This window comes from Pseudomonas sp. LBUM1663, from assembly GCF_059695905.1.
Genome location: NZ_CP166792.1, coordinates 6,223,811 through 6,239,694 on the forward strand (window position 1 = coordinate 6,223,811; position 15,884 = coordinate 6,239,694).

At 60.8% G+C, this 15,884-nt stretch carries 18 protein-coding genes; 10 read left to right on the top strand and 8 right to left on the bottom strand.

What is annotated here, in order from left to right; all coding sequences use genetic code 11:
- Nucleotides 1-156: 156 nt before the first annotated feature.
- The 6 genes from metX to ACA075_RS28570 are packed head-to-tail and all read left to right on the top strand — an operon-like array spanning nt 157 to nt 4,526.
- The gene (gene metX, locus ACA075_RS28545) at nt 157-1,296 is read left to right on the top strand and encodes a homoserine O-succinyltransferase MetX (protein WP_497296468.1); all 1,140 of its coding nucleotides are present in this window, start codon (nt 157-159) and stop codon (nt 1,294-1,296) included.
- Between the two features lie 7 nt (nt 1,297-1,303).
- Nucleotides 1,304-1,924 carry a methionine biosynthesis protein MetW gene (gene metW / locus ACA075_RS28550; protein WP_497296469.1) on the top strand — a complete coding sequence of 207 codons (621 nt, stop codon included), beginning with the start codon at nt 1,304-1,306 and terminating at the stop codon, nt 1,922-1,924.
- A 26-nt stretch (nt 1,925-1,950) separates the two neighbouring features.
- Nucleotides 1,951-2,385 carry a DUF4426 domain-containing protein gene (locus ACA075_RS28555; protein WP_094470180.1) on the top strand — a complete coding sequence of 145 codons (435 nt, stop codon included), beginning with the start codon at nt 1,951-1,953 and terminating at the stop codon, nt 2,383-2,385.
- Nucleotides 2,382-2,978, top strand: coding sequence for an RdgB/HAM1 family non-canonical purine NTP pyrophosphatase (gene rdgB / locus ACA075_RS28560; protein WP_497296470.1), 597 nt, complete (start codon nt 2,382-2,384; stop codon nt 2,976-2,978). Before ACA075_RS28555 ends, rdgB begins: the two co-directional genes overlap by 4 nt.
- A complete protein-coding gene (gene hemW, locus ACA075_RS28565; protein WP_497296471.1) occupies nt 2,975-4,180 on the top strand; it encodes a radical SAM family heme chaperone HemW in 1,206 nt (401 codons plus the stop codon). The genes rdgB and hemW overlap by 4 nt, the downstream gene beginning before the upstream one ends.
- 22 nt (nt 4,181-4,202) lie before the next feature.
- Nucleotides 4,203-4,526 (top strand): DUF3392 domain-containing protein, encoded by a 324-nt coding sequence (locus ACA075_RS28570; protein WP_131061120.1) that lies wholly within the window; start codon nt 4,203-4,205, stop codon nt 4,524-4,526.
- Nucleotides 4,527-4,654: 128 nt separating this feature from the next.
- Here the strand turns inward: ACA075_RS28570 and trmB are convergent, their stop codons facing one another.
- The 4 genes from trmB to ACA075_RS28590 all read right to left on the bottom strand — a co-directional run bounded on the left by trmB (nt 4,655) and on the right by ACA075_RS28590 (nt 6,907).
- Nucleotides 4,655-5,380 carry a tRNA (guanosine(46)-N7)-methyltransferase TrmB gene (gene trmB, locus ACA075_RS28575; RefSeq protein WP_083375541.1) on the bottom strand — a complete coding sequence of 242 codons (726 nt, stop codon included), beginning with the start codon at nt 5,378-5,380 and terminating at the stop codon, nt 4,655-4,657.
- Between the two features lie 9 nt (nt 5,381-5,389).
- Nucleotides 5,390-6,184: a thiazole synthase gene (locus ACA075_RS28580; protein ID WP_008068101.1), complete on the bottom strand. Its 795-nt coding sequence runs from the start codon at nt 6,182-6,184 to the stop codon at nt 5,390-5,392.
- Between the two features lie 60 nt (nt 6,185-6,244).
- Entirely contained in the window at nt 6,245-6,445 is a 201-nt protein-coding gene (thiS, locus tag ACA075_RS28585) for a sulfur carrier protein ThiS (RefSeq protein ID WP_007897898.1), read from the bottom strand.
- Between the two features lie 90 nt (nt 6,446-6,535).
- Nucleotides 6,536-6,907, bottom strand: a complete 372-nt coding sequence (locus ACA075_RS28590) for a DUF423 domain-containing protein (protein WP_497296472.1) — start codon at nt 6,905-6,907, stop codon at nt 6,536-6,538.
- 74 nt (nt 6,908-6,981) lie between these two features.
- On the opposite strand from ACA075_RS28590, the gene mtgA reads away from it, so the two are divergent.
- Complete coding sequence (gene mtgA / locus ACA075_RS28595; RefSeq protein ID WP_497296473.1) at nt 6,982-7,704, top strand: monofunctional biosynthetic peptidoglycan transglycosylase; 723 nt, start codon at nt 6,982-6,984, stop codon at nt 7,702-7,704.
- Between the two features lie 188 nt (nt 7,705-7,892).
- Here mtgA and rpoH read toward each other — a convergent pair whose 3' ends face one another.
- The 4 genes from rpoH to ftsY all read right to left on the bottom strand — a co-directional run bounded on the left by rpoH (nt 7,893) and on the right by ftsY (nt 12,047).
- Nucleotides 7,893-8,747, bottom strand: coding sequence for an RNA polymerase sigma factor RpoH (gene rpoH / locus ACA075_RS28600; protein WP_007897890.1), 855 nt, complete (start codon nt 8,745-8,747; stop codon nt 7,893-7,895).
- A gap of 113 nt (nt 8,748-8,860) precedes the next feature.
- On the bottom strand, nt 8,861-9,883 hold the full coding sequence (gene ftsX / locus ACA075_RS28605) for a permease-like cell division protein FtsX (protein WP_497296474.1): 1,023 nt from the start codon (nt 9,881-9,883) through the stop codon (nt 8,861-8,863).
- Entirely contained in the window at nt 9,880-10,551 is a 672-nt protein-coding gene (gene ftsE / locus ACA075_RS28610; RefSeq protein WP_027926547.1) for a cell division ATP-binding protein FtsE, read from the bottom strand. The genes ftsX and ftsE overlap by 4 nt, the downstream gene beginning before the upstream one ends.
- The gene (gene ftsY, locus ACA075_RS28615) at nt 10,548-12,047 is read right to left on the bottom strand and encodes a signal recognition particle-docking protein FtsY (protein WP_497296475.1); all 1,500 of its coding nucleotides are present in this window, start codon (nt 12,045-12,047) and stop codon (nt 10,548-10,550) included. Before ftsY ends, ftsE begins: the two co-directional genes overlap by 4 nt.
- 344 nt (nt 12,048-12,391) lie before the next feature.
- On the opposite strand from ftsY, the gene ACA075_RS28620 reads away from it, so the two are divergent.
- The 3 genes from ACA075_RS28620 to rsmD are packed head-to-tail and all read left to right on the top strand — an operon-like array spanning nt 12,392 to nt 15,841.
- Nucleotides 12,392-13,747, top strand: a complete 1,356-nt coding sequence (locus ACA075_RS28620; protein WP_497296476.1) for a M16 family metallopeptidase — start codon at nt 12,392-12,394, stop codon at nt 13,745-13,747.
- Nucleotides 13,740-15,230 (top strand): M16 family metallopeptidase, encoded by a 1,491-nt coding sequence (locus ACA075_RS28625; RefSeq protein WP_497296477.1) that lies wholly within the window; start codon nt 13,740-13,742, stop codon nt 15,228-15,230. Before ACA075_RS28620 ends, ACA075_RS28625 begins: the two co-directional genes overlap by 8 nt.
- Entirely contained in the window at nt 15,230-15,841 is a 612-nt protein-coding gene (gene rsmD, locus ACA075_RS28630) for a 16S rRNA (guanine(966)-N(2))-methyltransferase RsmD (protein WP_219095047.1), read from the top strand. Before ACA075_RS28625 ends, rsmD begins: the two co-directional genes overlap by 1 nt.
- Nucleotides 15,842-15,884: the final 43 nt, after the last annotated feature.

The following is a 15,884-nucleotide window of genomic DNA, read 5'->3' on the forward strand; positions in this document are numbered from 1 at the left end:
CACGCTCCCACAGGGGTATGCATTCCGATGTGGGAGCGTGGCTTGCCCGCGATGGCCGCACCTCGGTCTGGCAGGAAAAAATCAGGCCCGCCCTTTGCTTGCCGCTGACCCCACCGGTCTTTAGACTTACGCCTCATTTCAACGAGAGCAGGGTCGATGCCAACTGCCTTTCCCGCCGATTCTGTTGGTCTGGTGACGCCGCAAGTGGCGCACTTCAGTGAACCCCTGGCCCTGGCCTGCGGCCGTTCGCTCCCAGCTTATGACCTCATTTACGAAACCTACGGCACGCTGAACGCCACGGCGAGCAACGCCGTGCTGATCTGTCACGCCTTGTCCGGTCACCATCACGCTGCCGGCTTCCACAGCCCCGACGACCGCAAACCCGGTTGGTGGGACAGCTGCATCGGCCCCGGCAAGCCGATCGACACCAAAAAATTCTTCGTGGTCAGCCTGAACAACCTCGGCGGCTGCAACGGCTCCACCGGCCCCAGCAGCACCAACCCGGAGACCGGCAAGCCGTTCGGCGCCGACTTCCCGGTGCTGACCGTGGAAGACTGGGTGCACAGTCAGGCGCGCCTGGCGGACCGGATCGGCATCAGCCAATGGGCCGCCGTAATCGGCGGCAGCCTCGGCGGCATGCAGGCGATGCAGTGGAGCATCACCTACCCCGAGCGCATTCGCCATTGCCTGGCCATCGCCTCGGCCCCCAAGTTGTCGGCGCAGAACATCGCCTTCAACGAAGTGGCGCGCCAGGCGATCCTCACGGATCCCGAATTCCACGGCGGCTCGTTCCAGGAGGCGGGCGTGATCCCCAAGCGCGGCTTGATGCTGGCGCGGATGGTCGGGCACATCACGTACCTGTCCGATGACTCGATGGGTGAGAAATTCGGTCGGGGCCTGAAGAGCGAAAAGCTCAACTACGACTTCCACAGCGTCGAATTCCAGGTCGAAAGCTACCTGCGTTATCAGGGCGAAGAGTTCTCCGGACGTTTCGACGCCAACACGTACCTGCTGATGACCAAGGCGCTGGACTACTTCGATCCGGCAGCCAACTTCGACGATGACCTGGCGAAAACCTTCGCCCATGCCCAGGCCAAGTTCTGCGTGATGTCGTTCACCACCGACTGGCGCTTCTCCCCTGCCCGTTCGCGGGAACTGGTGGACGCGCTGATGGCGGCCAAGAAAGACGTCTGCTACCTCGAGATCGATGCTCCGCAAGGCCACGACGCCTTCCTGATTCCGATCCCGCGTTACTTGCAGGCCTTCAGCAATTACATGAACCGCATTACGTTGTGAGAAAGCCATGAGAGCTGATCTGGAAATCATCCAGGAATGGATCCCCGCCGGCAGCCGCGTGCTCGACCTCGGTTGCGGCGATGGCGAATTGCTGACCTGGCTGCGCGATAACAAGCAAGTCACCGGCTATGGCCTGGAAAACGACCCGGACAACATCGCCGAGTGCGTGGCCAAGGGCATCAACGTCATCGAGCAGGACCTGGACAAGGGCCTGGGCAACTTCGCCAGCAACAGCTTCGACGTCGTGGTCATGACCCAGGCGCTGCAAGCCGTGCACTACCCGGACAGGATCCTCGACGAAATGCTGCGGGTCGGCCGCCAGTGCATCATCACCTTCCCCAACTTCGGTCACTGGCGCTGCCGCTGGTACCTGGCGAGCAAGGGCCGGATGCCGGTGTCCGAGTTTCTGCCGTACACCTGGTACAACACACCGAACATTCACTTCTGCACCTTCGAAGACTTTGAAGAACTTTGTCGCGAACGTGAAGCGAAGGTCATTGATCGGCTGGCCGTGGATCAACAGCACCGCCACGGGTGGGCCAGTAAGCTATGGCCTAATCTATTAGGTGAAATCGGTATTTACCGCGTCAGCAGCCCAGGGCTGCAGGATCACAAAATCGCGGTCTGAACCACGATATTCCAAGGAGAACGATCATGGGTCGTCTAGCGCTGTTTGTACTTACTGCCTGCCTGAGCGTCACGGCCATGGCCGCCGACATCATCAAAGGTGATCGTCAGGAAAAGTTTGGTGATGTGACGGTGCATTACAACACCTTCAACTCGACCTTCCTGACCCCTGATATCGCTAAAGCCGCGGAGCTCACCCGCAGCAAGAACCAAGGCGTTATCAACGTTTCGGTGATCAAGGAAGGCAAACCGCTGATGGCTCAAGTCAGTGGTACGGTAAAAGACCTGACCAGCCAAAGCGTGCCGCTGAAATTCAAACAGATCACCGAACAAGGCGCGATCTATTACATCGCCCAGTTCCCGGTTGATCAGCAGGAAATCCGCACCTTCGAGATCAAGGTGCAGAATGGCGATAAAATCAACACCATCAATTTCAACCAAGAGCTTTTCCCCGGCGAATGATGAACTTCACGCAACTCGTACTGGCCAGCCACAACGCCGGCAAACTCAAGGAACTCCAGGCCATGCTCGGCGAGTCGGTGCAACTGCGCTCGATCGGCGAGTTCAGCAGCGTCGAGCCTGAAGAAACCGGCCTGTCGTTCGTCGAGAACGCGATCCTCAAGGCCCGCAATGCCGCACACATCTCCGGTCTGCCGGCGCTGGCCGACGATTCCGGGCTGGCGGTGGATTTCCTTGGCGGTGCGCCGGGTATCTATTCGGCTCGTTACGCGGATGGCCAGGGCGATGCGGCGAACAACGCCAAACTGCTCGACGCGTTGAAGGATGTGCCGGAAGCTGAACGCGGTGCGCAGTTCGTCTGTGTGCTGGCGTTGGTGCGCCATGCCGACGACCCGCTGCCGATCCTCTGTGAAGGCCTGTGGCACGGACGCATCCTGCACGCCGCCAGCGGTGAACACGGGTTTGGCTACGACCCGCTGTTCTGGGTGCCGTCGCGCGATTGCTCCAGCGCCGAGCTGAGCCCGAGCGAAAAGAACCTCATCAGCCACCGCGCCCGTGCAATGGATCTGCTGCGCCAGCGTCTAGGCCTGATATGACCCTTGAATCATCCGCGTCATCGCTGATTTTCGGCGGTGCCGCCCCCTCGCCTCGGGCGGCGCTCCCCGTGCTGCCGCCCCTCGCGTTGTACATCCACATCCCGTGGTGTGTGCGCAAATGCCCTTATTGCGACTTCAACTCCCACACCGCCAGCCCAGTATTGCCGGAACAAGAGTATGTCGACGCCCTACTGGCCGATCTCGATCAGGACCTGAACGCCGTCTATGGCCGTGAGCTGAGCTCGATTTTCTTCGGTGGCGGCACGCCGAGCCTGTTCAGCGCCGAGGCCTTGGGCCGTTTGCTCAAAGGCGTCGAGCAGCGGATTCCGTTTGCCGGTGATATCGAAATCACCCTGGAAGCCAACCCCGGCACGTTCGAGCAAGAGAAATTCGTCGCCTACCGCGCGCTAGGCATCAATCGCCTGTCGATCGGCATCCAGAGTTTTCAGGAAGAGAAGCTGAAAGCGCTAGGACGAATTCACAACGGCGACGAAGCAGTGCGTGCTGCCGGCATGGCGCGTCAGGCCGGGTTCGATAACTTCAACCTGGACTTGATGCACGGCTTGCCCGATCAGTCCCTGGACGACGCGTTGAGCGACCTGCGCCAGGCCATCGCCCTGAAGCCGACACATCTGTCCTGGTATCAACTGACGCTGGAGCCGAACACGGTGTTCTGGAACCAGCCGCCGACGCTGCCGGAAGACGACACGCTGTGGGACATTCAGGAAGCCGGCCAGGCGCTGCTCGCCGAACACGGTTACGCGCAATACGAAGTCTCGGCCTATGCGCAACCCGGTCGCCCGGCGCGGCATAACCTCAACTACTGGAGCTTCGGCGACTTCATCGGCATCGGTGCCGGCGCCCACGGCAAGCTCAGCCATCCGGACGGGCGCATCGTGCGTACCTGGAAGACGCGCCTGCCAAAGGATTACCTGAACCCGGCGAAAAGCTTCAAGGCTGGCGAGAAGGCCCTGACCAATGAAGAACTGCCGTTCGATTTCCTGATGAATGCCTTGCGCCTGACCGAGGGCGTGGAATCGCGACTGTATCCGGAACGCACCGGGCTGAGCCTGGACAGCCTCGCCGAAGGCCGCCGGATCGCCGAACAAAGCGGCCTGTTGCAGGTCGAACCGTCACGTCTGGCGGCGACCGATCGCGGACAGCTGTTTCTCAATGACTTGCTGCAAACATTTCTGAGCTGATTTCAGCCTTAGGGGAAAACGAATGGATTTGATACTCGACCTGCTCGCCACCGTCTCCCGCTGGAGCCGCAGCAACCTGTCGGAAATCTCTCTGGCGCTGGTGGGCTGTCTGCTGGTGTTGTTTGGCGCCGATATCAAAGGCTGGGTCGACCAACGTTTGGGCAGTATTGCCGGCGCCTTGCGCGTGCCGTTGCTCGCTCTGGTGTGCATGATCGGGAGCGGCGTGGCACTGATCTACGCCACGCCATGGATCATCAAAGGCCTGAGCCAGTTCAACAACTACAGCCTGGCGCCAGTGCTGCTGGTGGTGCTGGTGCTGATCGGCGTCGTCGCCGACCGCCGCTGACCCCGAACACACCACAAAAACTGTGGGAGCGGGCTTGCCCGCGATGAGGCCATAACATTCAAAATCTATATTGACTGTCAGGCCGTTATCGCGGGCAAGCCCGCTCCCACAGGTTTTTGTATTACCGTTTAGGACTGTTTTTCGAACTTCAGGTCCCACACGCCATGCCCAAGACGTTCGCCGCGGCGTTCGAACTTGGTGATCGGGCGCTCAGTGGGGCGCGGGACGCATTTGCCGTCTTCGGCCAGGTTGCGATAACCCGGTGCGACGTTCATCACTTCCAGCATGTACTCGGCGTAGGGTTCCCAGTCGGTGGCCATGTGCAGAATGCCGCCGACCTTCAACTTGCTGCGCACCAGCTCAGCGAACGAGGCCTGAACGATACGGCGTTTGTGGTGACGGCTCTTGTGCCATGGGTCCGGGAAAAACAGCATCAGGCGATCGAGGCTGTTGTCGGCCACGCAACGGTTGAGCACTTCGATCGCGTCGCAATCGTAGACCCGCAGGTTGGTCAGGCCTTGCGTCAGCACGCCATTGAGCAGCGCGCCGACACCCGGACGGTGCACTTCCACGCCAATGAAATCCTGTTCCGGCGAGGCCGCTGCCATTTCCAGCAGCGAATGGCCCATGCCGAAACCGATTTCCAGCGAGCGCGGCGCCGAGCGGCCGAACACCTGGTCGAAGTCCACCGGCGCGTCGGCCAATGGCAGCACGAACAGCGGGGTGCCCTGGTCCAGACCACGTTGCTGGCCTTCGGTCATGCGCCCGGCGCGCATCACGAAACTCTTGATGCGGCGGTGTTGGCGCTCGTCGCCTTCTTCTGTCTGGATTGGCGTGTCGTTTGATTCAGTCATCAATGGCTCTTACTTGATCAGACCATCCAGCGGCGAGGAGGCGCTGGCATAGAGTTTTTTCGGCATGCGGCCGGCGAGGTAGGCCAGGCGGCCCGCGACGATGGCGTGTTTCATGGCTTCAGCCATCATGATCGGCTGCTGGGCGTGGGCGATGGCCGAGTTCATCAGCACCGCTTCGCAACCCAGTTCCATGGCGATGGTGGCGTCGGAAGCGGTACCGACACCGGCATCCACCAGCACCGGGATCTTGGCTTCTTCGAGGATGATCTGCAGGTTGTACGGGTTGCAGATCCCCAGGCCCGTGCCGATCAGACCCGCCAGCGGCATCACTGCGATAACGCCGATTTCTGCCAGTTGACGGGCAATGATCGGATCATCGCTGGTGTAGACCATCACGTCGAAACCTTCCTTGACCAGCACTTCGGCGGCCTTGAGAGTTTCGATCACGTTGGGGAACAGGGTTTTCTGGTCCGCCAGCACTTCCAGCTTCACCAGGTTGTGGCCGCCGAGCAGCTCACGGGCCAGGCGACAGGTGCGCACAGCCTCGGTCGCGTCGAAGCAACCGGCGGTGTTCGGCAGGAAGGTGTAGCGATCCGGCGACAGGACTTCGAGCAGGTTCGGTTCGCCCGGGTTCTGGCCGAGGTTGGTGCGGCGCACGGCGAAGGTCACGATCTCGGCACCCGAGGCCTCGATGGCCAGGCGGGTTTCTTCCATGTCGCGGTACTTGCCGGTGCCTACCAGCAAACGTGACTGGTAAGTACGACCGGCCAGGACGAAGGGCTTGTCGCTACGAACGATGCTCATGGGAAATCCTCTGTAGGGGTGAGGTTCTTGCAGAATTCTGTGCCCTTGCGGGCCGGGCGGCTAGCCGCCGCCGATGGCGTGGACGACTTCGACGCTGTCGCCGTCGTTCAGCGTGGTTTCTGCATGCTGGCTGCGCGGGACGATATCCAGATTGAGTTCGACCGCCACCCGGCGTCCGGTCAGTTCCAGACGGGTCAGCAGGGCCGCAACGGTTTCACCGTCGGGCAGTTCAAGGGATTCGCCGTTCAACTGAATGCGCATACCGAATGCCGCCATCATTTTTAGGGGCTGGCATTCTAGCCCGATCAGTCTTGGCGACCCAAGCCATTCGTCATGAAATGGACCGCCCGGTCAGCTCAACCGCCAGGCGGCAAGCCCCAGGCAGAACCAGCCGACCAGGAATGCCAGGCCGCCGAAAGGTGTGACGATCCCCAGCTTGCTGGCGCCGGTCAGGGTCAGCAGGTACAGACTGCCGGAAAACAGCAGGATGCCGATGGCAAACGAGGCGCCGGCCCAAGTGATCAAGCGTCCCGGAATCTGCGTGGCCAGCAGCGCCACGCCCAGCAGCGCCAGGGTGTGCACCAATTGGTAGGTGACGCCGGTATGGAAAATCGCCAGGTACTCGGGGGTCAGACGGTTTTTCAGGCCGTGGGCGGCGAACGCCCCAAGAGCAACGCCGGTGAAGCCGAAGAAAGCGGCCAGCATCAGAAAGCCACGCAGCATGAAGAACTCCAGTCAGACTCGATCAACAGGGTCTGTATAATGGCCCGCTCAACGGGTTCGGCCAAGCCATCTCTATGCTGCGTTTATTTTTGCGACGATTCACAAAGGCCCTGCTCTGGTTCGCGGGCGGTAGCGTATTGCTGGTACTGATTTTTCGCGTGGTCCCGCCACCGGGAACGGCGCTGATGGTCGAGCGCAAGGTCGAATCCTGGTTCGACGGCGAACCCATCGACCTGCAACGCACCTGGAAGCCCTGGGATGAAATTTCTGACGACCTGAAAGTCGCGGTGATCGCGGGCGAGGATCAGAAATTCCCGGAGCATTGGGGTTTTGACTTTGGGGCGATCCAGAAAGCGTTGGCCCATAACGAGCTCGGCGGTTCGATTCGCGGCGCCAGCACCCTGAGCCAGCAAGTCTCGAAGAATCTGTTTTTGTGGTCCGGCCGCAGTTGGCTGCGTAAAGGACTGGAAGCGTGGTTCACCGGGTTGATCGAGGTGCTGTGGCCCAAGCAGCGGATTCTTGAGGTGTACCTGAACAGCGTCGAGTGGGATGACGGGGTGTTTGGCGCGGAAGCGGCGGCCAGGCATCACTTTGGTGTTGGTGCCAAGTCGTTGTCCCGGCAACAGGCGAGTTTGCTGGCGGCGGTTTTGCCGAACCCGCGGGTGTGGAGTGCGAGTCATCCGACCAACTATGTTGCGCGTCGGGCCGGGTGGATTCGGCAGCAGATGAGTCAACTCGGTGGCGACAGTTATCTCGTAGGCCTCAACGATTCACGCCGGGCGCCTTGGGCTCAATAGCACCTAAATCCCTTGTGGGAGCGGGCTTGCCCGCAATAGCGGTTGACCATTCAACATTGATGTCGACTGACACTACGCCTTCGCGGGCAAGCCCGCTCCCACAGGATCCAGGGTGCAGCTGAAAAATGAGCACAAACAAAAACGCCCCGATCAATGATCGGGGCGTTTTTTATTGCCTGTTCGCTGCTTTAAGCGGCGATCGACAACTTGAGCTTGTTCATCGCGCTCTTCTCAAGCTGACGAATACGCTCGGCCGACACGTTGTACTTCTGCGCCAGGTCATGCAGCGTGGCTTTTTCTTCCGCCAGCCAGCGCTGGTAGAGGATGTCACGGCTGCGGTCGTCCAGCACTTCCAGCGCTTCGTGCAGGTTGTGGTTGGAGTTGTCGCTCCAGTCGGCATCTTCCAGTTGACGCGCCGGGTCGTACCGGTGGTCTTCCAGATAGTTGGCCGGCGACTGGAAAGCGCTGTCGTCGTCCGCTTCCGCGGCCGGGTCGAAGGCCATGTCATGGCCGGTCAGGCGACTTTCCATCTCGCGCACTTCCCGCGGCTCTACGCCGAGGCTTTCCGCCACACGGTGGACTTCCTCGTTGTTCAGCCACGCCAGGCGTTTCTTCTGGCTGCGCAGGTTGAAGAACAGCTTGCGCTGGGCCTTGGTGGTCGCGACTTTCACAATGCGCCAGTTGCGCAGGATGAACTCGTGAATTTCCGCCTTGATCCAGTGCACCGCGAACGAAACCAGACGCACACCCATTTCCGGGTTGAAGCGCTTCACCGCCTTCATCAGGCCGACGTTACCTTCCTGGATCAGGTCAGCCTGAGCCAGGCCGTAGCCGGAATAGCTACGGGCGATATGCACAACAAAACGCAGGTGGGCGAGCACCATCTGCCGAGCCGCCCCCAAATCCTGCTCATAATAGAGACTCTCGGCCAGTTCACGCTCCTGCTCCGGAGTCAGCAATGGAATGCTGTTCACGGTGTGCACATAGGCTTCCAGGTTCGCACCCGGGACCAGAGCATATGCAGGTTGCAAAGAATTGGTCATACGAAAAAACCTCCGACTTACATAACTCGTGCAGTTCAGCACTGCGAAAATTGACCGAAAACCGAAAGACAAGTTCCCATAAACGCTGAAAGGTCAATACGAGCAAAATGATACTACTTAGGCGCAAGCTCCCTCAGGTGGCGTGCGACTGCAATCCATGCACCGATATACCCCAACAGCACCGCGCCAAGCAAGAGCGACAGACCGTCGGCAACTGGCACCCCGGCCAGCGCGAAATCACTGCCATACAAACCGGCCAGCCCGACCACTGCGTCGTTCAGCCAATCAAGGCCGAACGCCAATACACCCCAGGAAAGCATCCCCGCACCGAAGCCATACAACGCGCCCATATACAGAAAGGGCCTGCGCACATAGCTGTCCGTGCCGCCGACGAGTTTAATCACTTCTATCTCTGTGCGGCGGTTTTCAATATGAAGACGAATGGTATTGCCTATCACCAAAAGTAATGCAGAAACCAGAAGCACGGTCAGACCGAAGACAAAACGGTCACCCAACTTGAGGATAGCTGCCAGACGCTCGACCCAGACTAGATCAAGTTGTGCCTGTTGTACCTTCGGCAGCTCGGAAAGTTTTTGTCGTAATGCTTCAAGCGCGGGCTTGTCGACCTCGTTCGGGGTCACCAGCACCACGCCAGGCAGCGGGTTTTCCGGCAACTCCTTGAGCGCTTCGCCCAAGCCGGACTGTTGCTGGAACTCTTCCAGCGCCTGATCACGACCGACGTATTCCGCATCGGCCACGCCGGGCATACCTTTGATCTGCTCGCGCAACGACTCGCCTTCAGCAGGACTCGCCTCGAGTTGCAGGTACAGGGAAATCTGCGCCGCACGCTGCCAGGAGCCGCCGAGACGCTCGACGTTACTTAGCAAAAGTGACAGGCCCATCGGCAAGCTCAAGGCTACCGCCATCACCATGCAGGTGAAGAAACTGCCGATGGGCTGCTTGCCCAGGCGACGCAAACTGTCCAGCAGACTGGCGCGATGGCTTTCAACCCAGGCGCGAAACAGCGTTGCGAAGTCCGGGCCGTCGTCATCGTCGCGTTTTTTCTTCTGCTGCTGCGGATCGGCGGCTTTCGGCGCCACGCGCTCGGAAACCTTGGGGCTGCGTGTCGCACTCATTCGCCTGCCTCCCCGTCGCCGATCAATCGGCCGCGTTGCAGGGTCAGCATGCGATGACGCATGCGGGCGATCAGCGCCAGGTCGTGACTGGCGATCAGCACGCTGGTGCCCAAGCGGTTGATGTCTTCGAACACGCCCATGATTTCGGCCGCCAGACGCGGGTCGAGGTTGCCGGTCGGTTCGTCCGCCAGCAGCAAGGCCGGGCGGTGGACGATGGCGCGGGCGATGCCGACGCGCTGTTGCTGCCCGGTGGACAGGTCGCCGGGGTACAGATCGGTTTTATCCGACAGCGCCACGCGCTCAAGGGCCGAATCCACACGCTTGACGATCTCGGCCTTGGACAGCCCAAGAATCTGTAACGGCAGAGCGACGTTGTTGAACACCGTGCGATCAAAGAGCAGTTGGTGGTTCTGGAACACCACGCCGATCTGCCGGCGCAAGTACGGAATCTGCGCGTTGCTGATGGTGGCAAGGTCCTGGCCGGCCAGCAGCAATTTGCCGGTGGTCGGACGCTCCATCGCCAGCAGCAGCCGCAGCAAGGTGCTTTTACCGGCGCCGGAATGGCCGGTTACAAACAAGAATTCGCCCCGTCGGACTCGAAAGCTCAGCTCATGCAAGCCGACGTGACCGTTCGGGTAGCGTTTACCGACCTGTTCGAAACGAATCATGAACGCTCCCGCTCGGCAAACAGTGCCTGGACAAAGGGTTCTGCTTCAAAAGTACGCAAGTCATCGATGCCTTCACCGACGCCGATGTAGCGAATCGGCAAACCAAACTGCTTGGCCAGGGCGAAAATCACTCCGCCCTTGGCGGTGCCGTCGAGCTTGGTCAGCGCCAGGCCGGTCAGTTCGACGGTCTGGTTGAATTGCTTAGCCTGGCTGATGGCGTTCTGGCCAGTACCGGCGTCGAGCACCAAGAGCACTTCGTGCGGCGCGTCGGCGTCGAGTTTGCTGATGACCCGGCGAACCTTCTTCAACTCTTCCATCAGGTTGTCTTTGGTGTGCAGGCGACCGGCGGTGTCGGCGATCAGCACGTCAATGCCACGGGCCTTGGCGGCTTGCACGGCGTCGAAGATAACCGAAGCGGAGTCGGCGCCGGTGTGCTGGGCGATGACCGGGATCTTGTTGCGCTCGCCCCAGACCTGCAATTGCTCGACGGCGGCAGCGCGGAAGGTGTCGCCAGCCGCGAGCATGACCTTCTTGCCTTCAAGTTGCAGTTTCTTCGCCAACTTGCCGATGGTGGTGGTCTTGCCGGCACCGTTGACGCCCACGACCAGAATCACGAAAGGCTTGTTCTGCGAGGTGATTTTCAGCGGCTGCTCGACAGGCTTGAGCATCGCGGCGAGTTCAGCTTGCAGGGATTTGTACAGCGCATCGGCATCGGCCAACTCTTTGCGCGCGACCTTTTGGGTCAGGCGCTGGATGATTACCGAGGTTGCCTCGACGCCAACGTCAGCGGTCAGCAGACGGGTTTCGATGTCTTCGAGCAGCTCGTCATCGATGATTTTCTTGCCCAGGAACAGGCTGGCCATGCCTTCGCCGATGCTGGCGCTGGTCTTGGACAGGCCTTGCTTGAGGCGGGCGAAGAAACCGGCTTTGGTTTCTTCGGTACGCGGCTGCTCTGCCGGGACTTCGGCGGGAACTGCGGGCGCGGCGACTACCGGGGCAACTACGGGAGCAGGCGCAGGCGCTTGCACCACAGGAGCGACGAAAGCAGGAATCACAGGCTCTGAAACAAGCGGCTCAGGCTCAGTCACGATAACCGGCGCGACAACCGGCTCAACCACTGGCGCTTGAACAGGCTCGGGAGTAAAGGCAGTCGGGGCAGGAATCGGCGGCGTCTCATGCGGCGCCAGCTCATCTTCGACCAAGGCCACCGGCTCTTCCGCCACTGGCAACGTCAGCCACGGCTCTGGAGCGGGTGCCAGCGGTTGCTCGGCAATGACTTCGGGTTCAGCCTCAGCCAGCGGTTGCAGCACCGGCTCGGCAATCGGCAAGACAACTGGCGCCGGCTCTTCTTCTATTACCGGTGCGGGTGTTGACTCAGGAATTGGCTGTGGCTGTTCGACGACGGGTTCCTGCGGCTTTTTGCGCAGCCATCCGAACAGGCTTTTCTTCTCGCCAGCCGCAGCTGGGGTCTTCTTGTCGTCGTTGGAACCAAACATGGAGGACGGCTATCTCACGGTAGCGACGCGCCAAAGGGCGCCCCGGCAAATAAATATTCGATGCAGAACAGACTGCGATTGACCCAGCTTGTTCACGCGCAACATTTTGTCGAGGTGCAAACAGCACCTCAAAGGTTGACAAATACGAAGGACTGGAACGGCATCGTCGGCGAAAACGCAGAGTTTAGCTGACAAACCCAAAGCTTCCGCAGGTAACCCATGCAACCTTCCGGCCGATCAAAGGCCTGATAGGCGTGGCCGCCAGTAAAACGGATCAGTATCCTAGCACCCTCTCGCCCGCTGACGCTAAGAACAAGCGGGCAGCCCCAAAGGTTTAAAAACGAATGAATGCTTTAGCCCGCCGCGCTGCAGGCCTGCTGCTCAGCACAGTTTGTCTGCCCCTCTCGGCCCTGGCTGCCGATCCACAACCCACCCACGAATTCACTCTGGATAACGGCCTGAAGGTCGTTGTGCGCGAAGACCATCGTGCGCCAGTGGTGGTTTCCCAAGTCTGGTACAAGGTCGGCTCGAGTTACGAGACGCCGGGCCAGACCGGCTTGTCCCATGCCCTGGAACACATGATGTTCAAAGGCAGCGAGAAAGTCGGCCCCGGTGAAGCGTCGCTGATCCTGCGCGACCTCGGCGCCGAAGAAAACGCGTTCACCAGCGATGACTTCACGGCTTATTACCAGGTGCTGGCCCGCGACCGCCTCGGCGTGGCCTTCGAGCTGGAAGCCGACCGCATGGCCAGCCTGCGCCTGCCGGCCGACGAGTTCGCCCGCGAGATCGAAGTCATTAAGGAAGAACGTCGTCTGCGCACCGACGACAAGCCGATGTCCAAGGCCTACGAACGCTTCAAGGCCATGGCCTACCCGGCCAGCGGTTATCACACGCCGACCATCGGCTGGATGGCTGACCTGGACCGCATGAAAGTCGAAGAGCTGCGCCACTGGTACCAATCCTGGTACGTGCCGAACAACGCCACACTGGTGGTGGTCGGCGACGTGACCCTGGATGAGGTCAAAACCCTGGCCCAGCGTTATTTCGGCCCGATCGCCAAACGCGATGTGCCACCGGCGAAAATCCCGTTGGAACTGGCCGAGCCTGGCGAACGCCAGATCACCCTGCACGTACAGACCCAGTTGCCGAGCCTGATGCTGGGCTTCAACGTGCCGAGCATCGCCACCGCCGAAGACAAGCGCTCGGTCAACGCCTTGCGTCTGATCTCGGCCCTGCTAGACGGCGGCTACAGCGGACGCATCCCGACGCAACTGGAACGCGGCGAAGAGCTGGTGTCCGGTGGTTCGTCGAGTTACGACGCTTACACTCGCGGCGACAGCCTGTTCACCTTGTCGGCCACGCCGAACACCCAGAAAAAGAAAACCATGGCCCAGGCCGAAGCCGGTTTGTGGAAGCTGCTTGAACAGCTGAAAACCACCGCGCCGTCCGCCGAAGAACTGGAACGCGTCCGCGCACAGGTCATCGCCGGCCTGGTCTACGAGCGTGATTCGATCACCAGCCAGGCCACCTCCATCGGCCAACTGGAAACCGTCGGCCTGTCCTGGAAACTCATGGACACCGAACTCGCCGACCTCGAAAGCGTGACACCGGAAGACATCCAGAAAGCCGCCAAGCTGTATTTCACCCGCGAACGTCTCAGCGTCGCCCATGTACTGCCACTGGAGACGACTCATGAGTGAGCGTAAAAAAACCCGTCTGGCCCTGATCGGCCTGATCGCTGTCGCCCTGATCGGCTCTGCTGCGTTCTATTTGTCGAAAAGCGAAGACTCCACGGCCAGCGAAGCCCTCGACAAGGCCAAGTCCAGCCAGAAGCTGCAATCGCTTGCCGAACTCGACGGCAAGGCGCCAAGCCACCGCTCGCTCGACGTACAGACCTGGAACACCGCCGAAGGCGCCAAGGTGATGTTCGTTGAAGCCCGCGAGCTGCCGATGTTCGACCTGCGCCTGATTTTCGCCGCCGGCAGCAGCCAGGACGGCAACGCGCCCGGCCTCGCACTGCTGACCAACGCGATGCTCAACGAAGGTGTGGCCGGTAAAGATGTCGGCGCCATCGCTCAGGGTTTCGAAGGCCTGGGCGCAGACTTTGGCAACGGCGCGTTCAAAGACATGGCGCTGGCTTCCTTGCGCAGCCTCAGCGCCGCAGACAAGCGCGAGCCTGCGCTGAAGCTGTTCTCTGATGTCGTCGGCAAACCGACCTTCCCGGCCGACTCCTTTGCGCGCATCAAGAACCAGATGCTTGCCGGTTTCGAATACCAGAAACAGAACCCGGGCAAACTGGCGAGCCTCGAACTGATGAACCGCTTGTACGGCGATCACCCCTACGCGCACTCCAGCGACGGCACGGCGAAAACCGTCCCGGCGATTACCGTGGCGCAACTCAAGGCGTTCCACGAGAAAGCCTACGCGGCAGGCAACGTGGTGATTGCGCTGGTAGGTGATTTGTCCCGCGCCGAAGCCGAGGCGATTGCCGCGCAGGTCTCCAGCGCGCTACCGAAAGGCCCGGCCCTGGCGAAAATCCCGCAACCTGAAGAGCCAAAAGCCAGCATCGGTCACATCGAGTTCCCGTCCAAGCAGACCAACCTGATGCTCGCGCAACTGGGCATCGACCGTGACGATCCGGACTACGCAGCGCTGTCCCTGGGCAACCAGATCCTCGGCGGCGGTGGTTTCGGCACCCGTTTGATGAGCGAAGTGCGCGAGAAGCGTGGCCTGGCCTACGGCGTCTATTCGGGTTTCACCCCGATGCAGGCACGCGGCCCGTTCATGATCAACCTGCAAACCCGCGCCGAGATGAGTGAAGGCACGCTGAAACTGGTGCAGGACGTGCTCGCCGACTACCTTAAAACCGGCCCGACCCAGAAAGAACTCGACGACGCCAAGCGTGAACTGGCGGGCAGCTTCCCGCTGTCCACGGCCAGCAACGCCGATATCGTCGGCCAGCTCGGCGCCATGGGTTTCTACAACCTGCCGCTGAGTTATCTGAACGACTTCATGCGTGAGTCACAGAGCCTGACCGTCGAACAGGTCAAAGCCGCACTGAACAAACACTTGAGCACGGACAAAATGGTCATCGTCAGCGCTGGCCCGACCGTGCCGCAAAAGCCGTTACCGGCCCCAACTGATAAACCTGCCGAGCAGCCGCTCGGGGTTCCGGAGCATTGATGGCCACTCGTCCTAAGAAACCTGTTCACAACGTCCACAACGGCGTGAACCAACTGCGCATCATCGGCGGCGAATGGGGCAGCCGGAAGCTGAGCTTCCCCGACGCCCCGGGCCTGCGCCCGACCCCGGACCGGGTGCGTGAAACCCTGTTCAACTGGCTCGCGCCTTACATCGCCGGCGCCAAGGTACTTGATCCATTCGCCGGCAGCGGCGCGTTGTTCCTTGAAGCGCTGTCCCGTGGCGCGGCGATGGGCCAGGCACTGGACGCCAGCAACATCGCGGTTTCCAGCATCAAGGAACATCTGGGCACTCTGCGCTGCACCACCGGCCAGATTCAGACGGCCGATGCCTTGCGCTATCTGGAGACCCAGACCGCGAGCGCTTATGACGTGGTGTTCCTCGATCCGCCGTTCAACCAAGACCTGTTGCCGACCGTCTGCACGCTGCTTGAAGAGCGTCAGTGGCTGGCCAATGAAGCCTGGATCTACACTGAAAGCGAAAACGCGCCGTCGAGCCTCGGCTTGCCAGGCAACTGGCGCCTGCACCGGGAACAGAAATCCGGGCGGGTGTATTACGCGTTGTGGCAACGTATGGCAGAGATCGCCGGTTAATCGACCGGCCTGAAAAAGGTGCGCACCGGTTGCGCACCGCTGC

Bases quoted from the DNA above. Each gene is read 5' to 3' on its own strand.
- thiS (WP_007897898.1), bottom strand. From the start codon at position 6,445: ATGCGCATTCAGTTGAACGGCGAATCCCTTGAACTGCCCGACGGTGAA.
- mtgA (WP_497296473.1), top strand. From the start codon at position 6,982: ATGCTGCGTTTATTTTTGCGACGATTCACAAAGGCCCTGCTCTGGTTC.
- ACA075_RS28570 (WP_131061120.1), top strand. From the start codon at position 4,203: ATGGATTTGATACTCGACCTGCTCGCCACCGTCTCCCGCTGGAGCCGC.
- metW (WP_497296469.1), top strand. From the start codon at position 1,304: ATGAGAGCTGATCTGGAAATCATCCAGGAATGGATCCCCGCCGGCAGC.
- ACA075_RS28590 (WP_497296472.1), bottom strand. From the start codon at position 6,907: ATGCTGCGTGGCTTTCTGATGCTGGCCGCTTTCTTCGGCTTCACCGGC.
- trmB (WP_083375541.1), bottom strand. From the start codon at position 5,380: ATGACTGAATCAAACGACACGCCAATCCAGACAGAAGAAGGCGACGAG.
- ACA075_RS28625 (WP_497296477.1), top strand. From the start codon at position 13,740: ATGAGTGAGCGTAAAAAAACCCGTCTGGCCCTGATCGGCCTGATCGCT.
- ftsX (WP_497296474.1), bottom strand. From the start codon at position 9,883: ATGAGTGCGACACGCAGCCCCAAGGTTTCCGAGCGCGTGGCGCCGAAA.
- ftsE (WP_027926547.1), bottom strand. From the start codon at position 10,551: ATGATTCGTTTCGAACAGGTCGGTAAACGCTACCCGAACGGTCACGTC.
- rdgB (WP_497296470.1), top strand. From the start codon at position 2,382: ATGATGAACTTCACGCAACTCGTACTGGCCAGCCACAACGCCGGCAAA.
- ACA075_RS28555 (WP_094470180.1), top strand. From the start codon at position 1,951: ATGGGTCGTCTAGCGCTGTTTGTACTTACTGCCTGCCTGAGCGTCACG.
- ACA075_RS28620 (WP_497296476.1), top strand. From the start codon at position 12,392: ATGAATGCTTTAGCCCGCCGCGCTGCAGGCCTGCTGCTCAGCACAGTT.
- rsmD (WP_219095047.1), top strand. From the start codon at position 15,230: ATGGCCACTCGTCCTAAGAAACCTGTTCACAACGTCCACAACGGCGTG.
- metX (WP_497296468.1), top strand. From the start codon at position 157: ATGCCAACTGCCTTTCCCGCCGATTCTGTTGGTCTGGTGACGCCGCAA.
- ftsY (WP_497296475.1), bottom strand. From the start codon at position 12,047: ATGTTTGGTTCCAACGACGACAAGAAGACCCCAGCTGCGGCTGGCGAG.
- hemW (WP_497296471.1), top strand. From the start codon at position 2,975: ATGACCCTTGAATCATCCGCGTCATCGCTGATTTTCGGCGGTGCCGCC.
- ACA075_RS28580 (WP_008068101.1), bottom strand. From the start codon at position 6,184: ATGAGCATCGTTCGTAGCGACAAGCCCTTCGTCCTGGCCGGTCGTACT.
- rpoH (WP_007897890.1), bottom strand. From the start codon at position 8,747: ATGACCAATTCTTTGCAACCTGCATATGCTCTGGTCCCGGGTGCGAAC.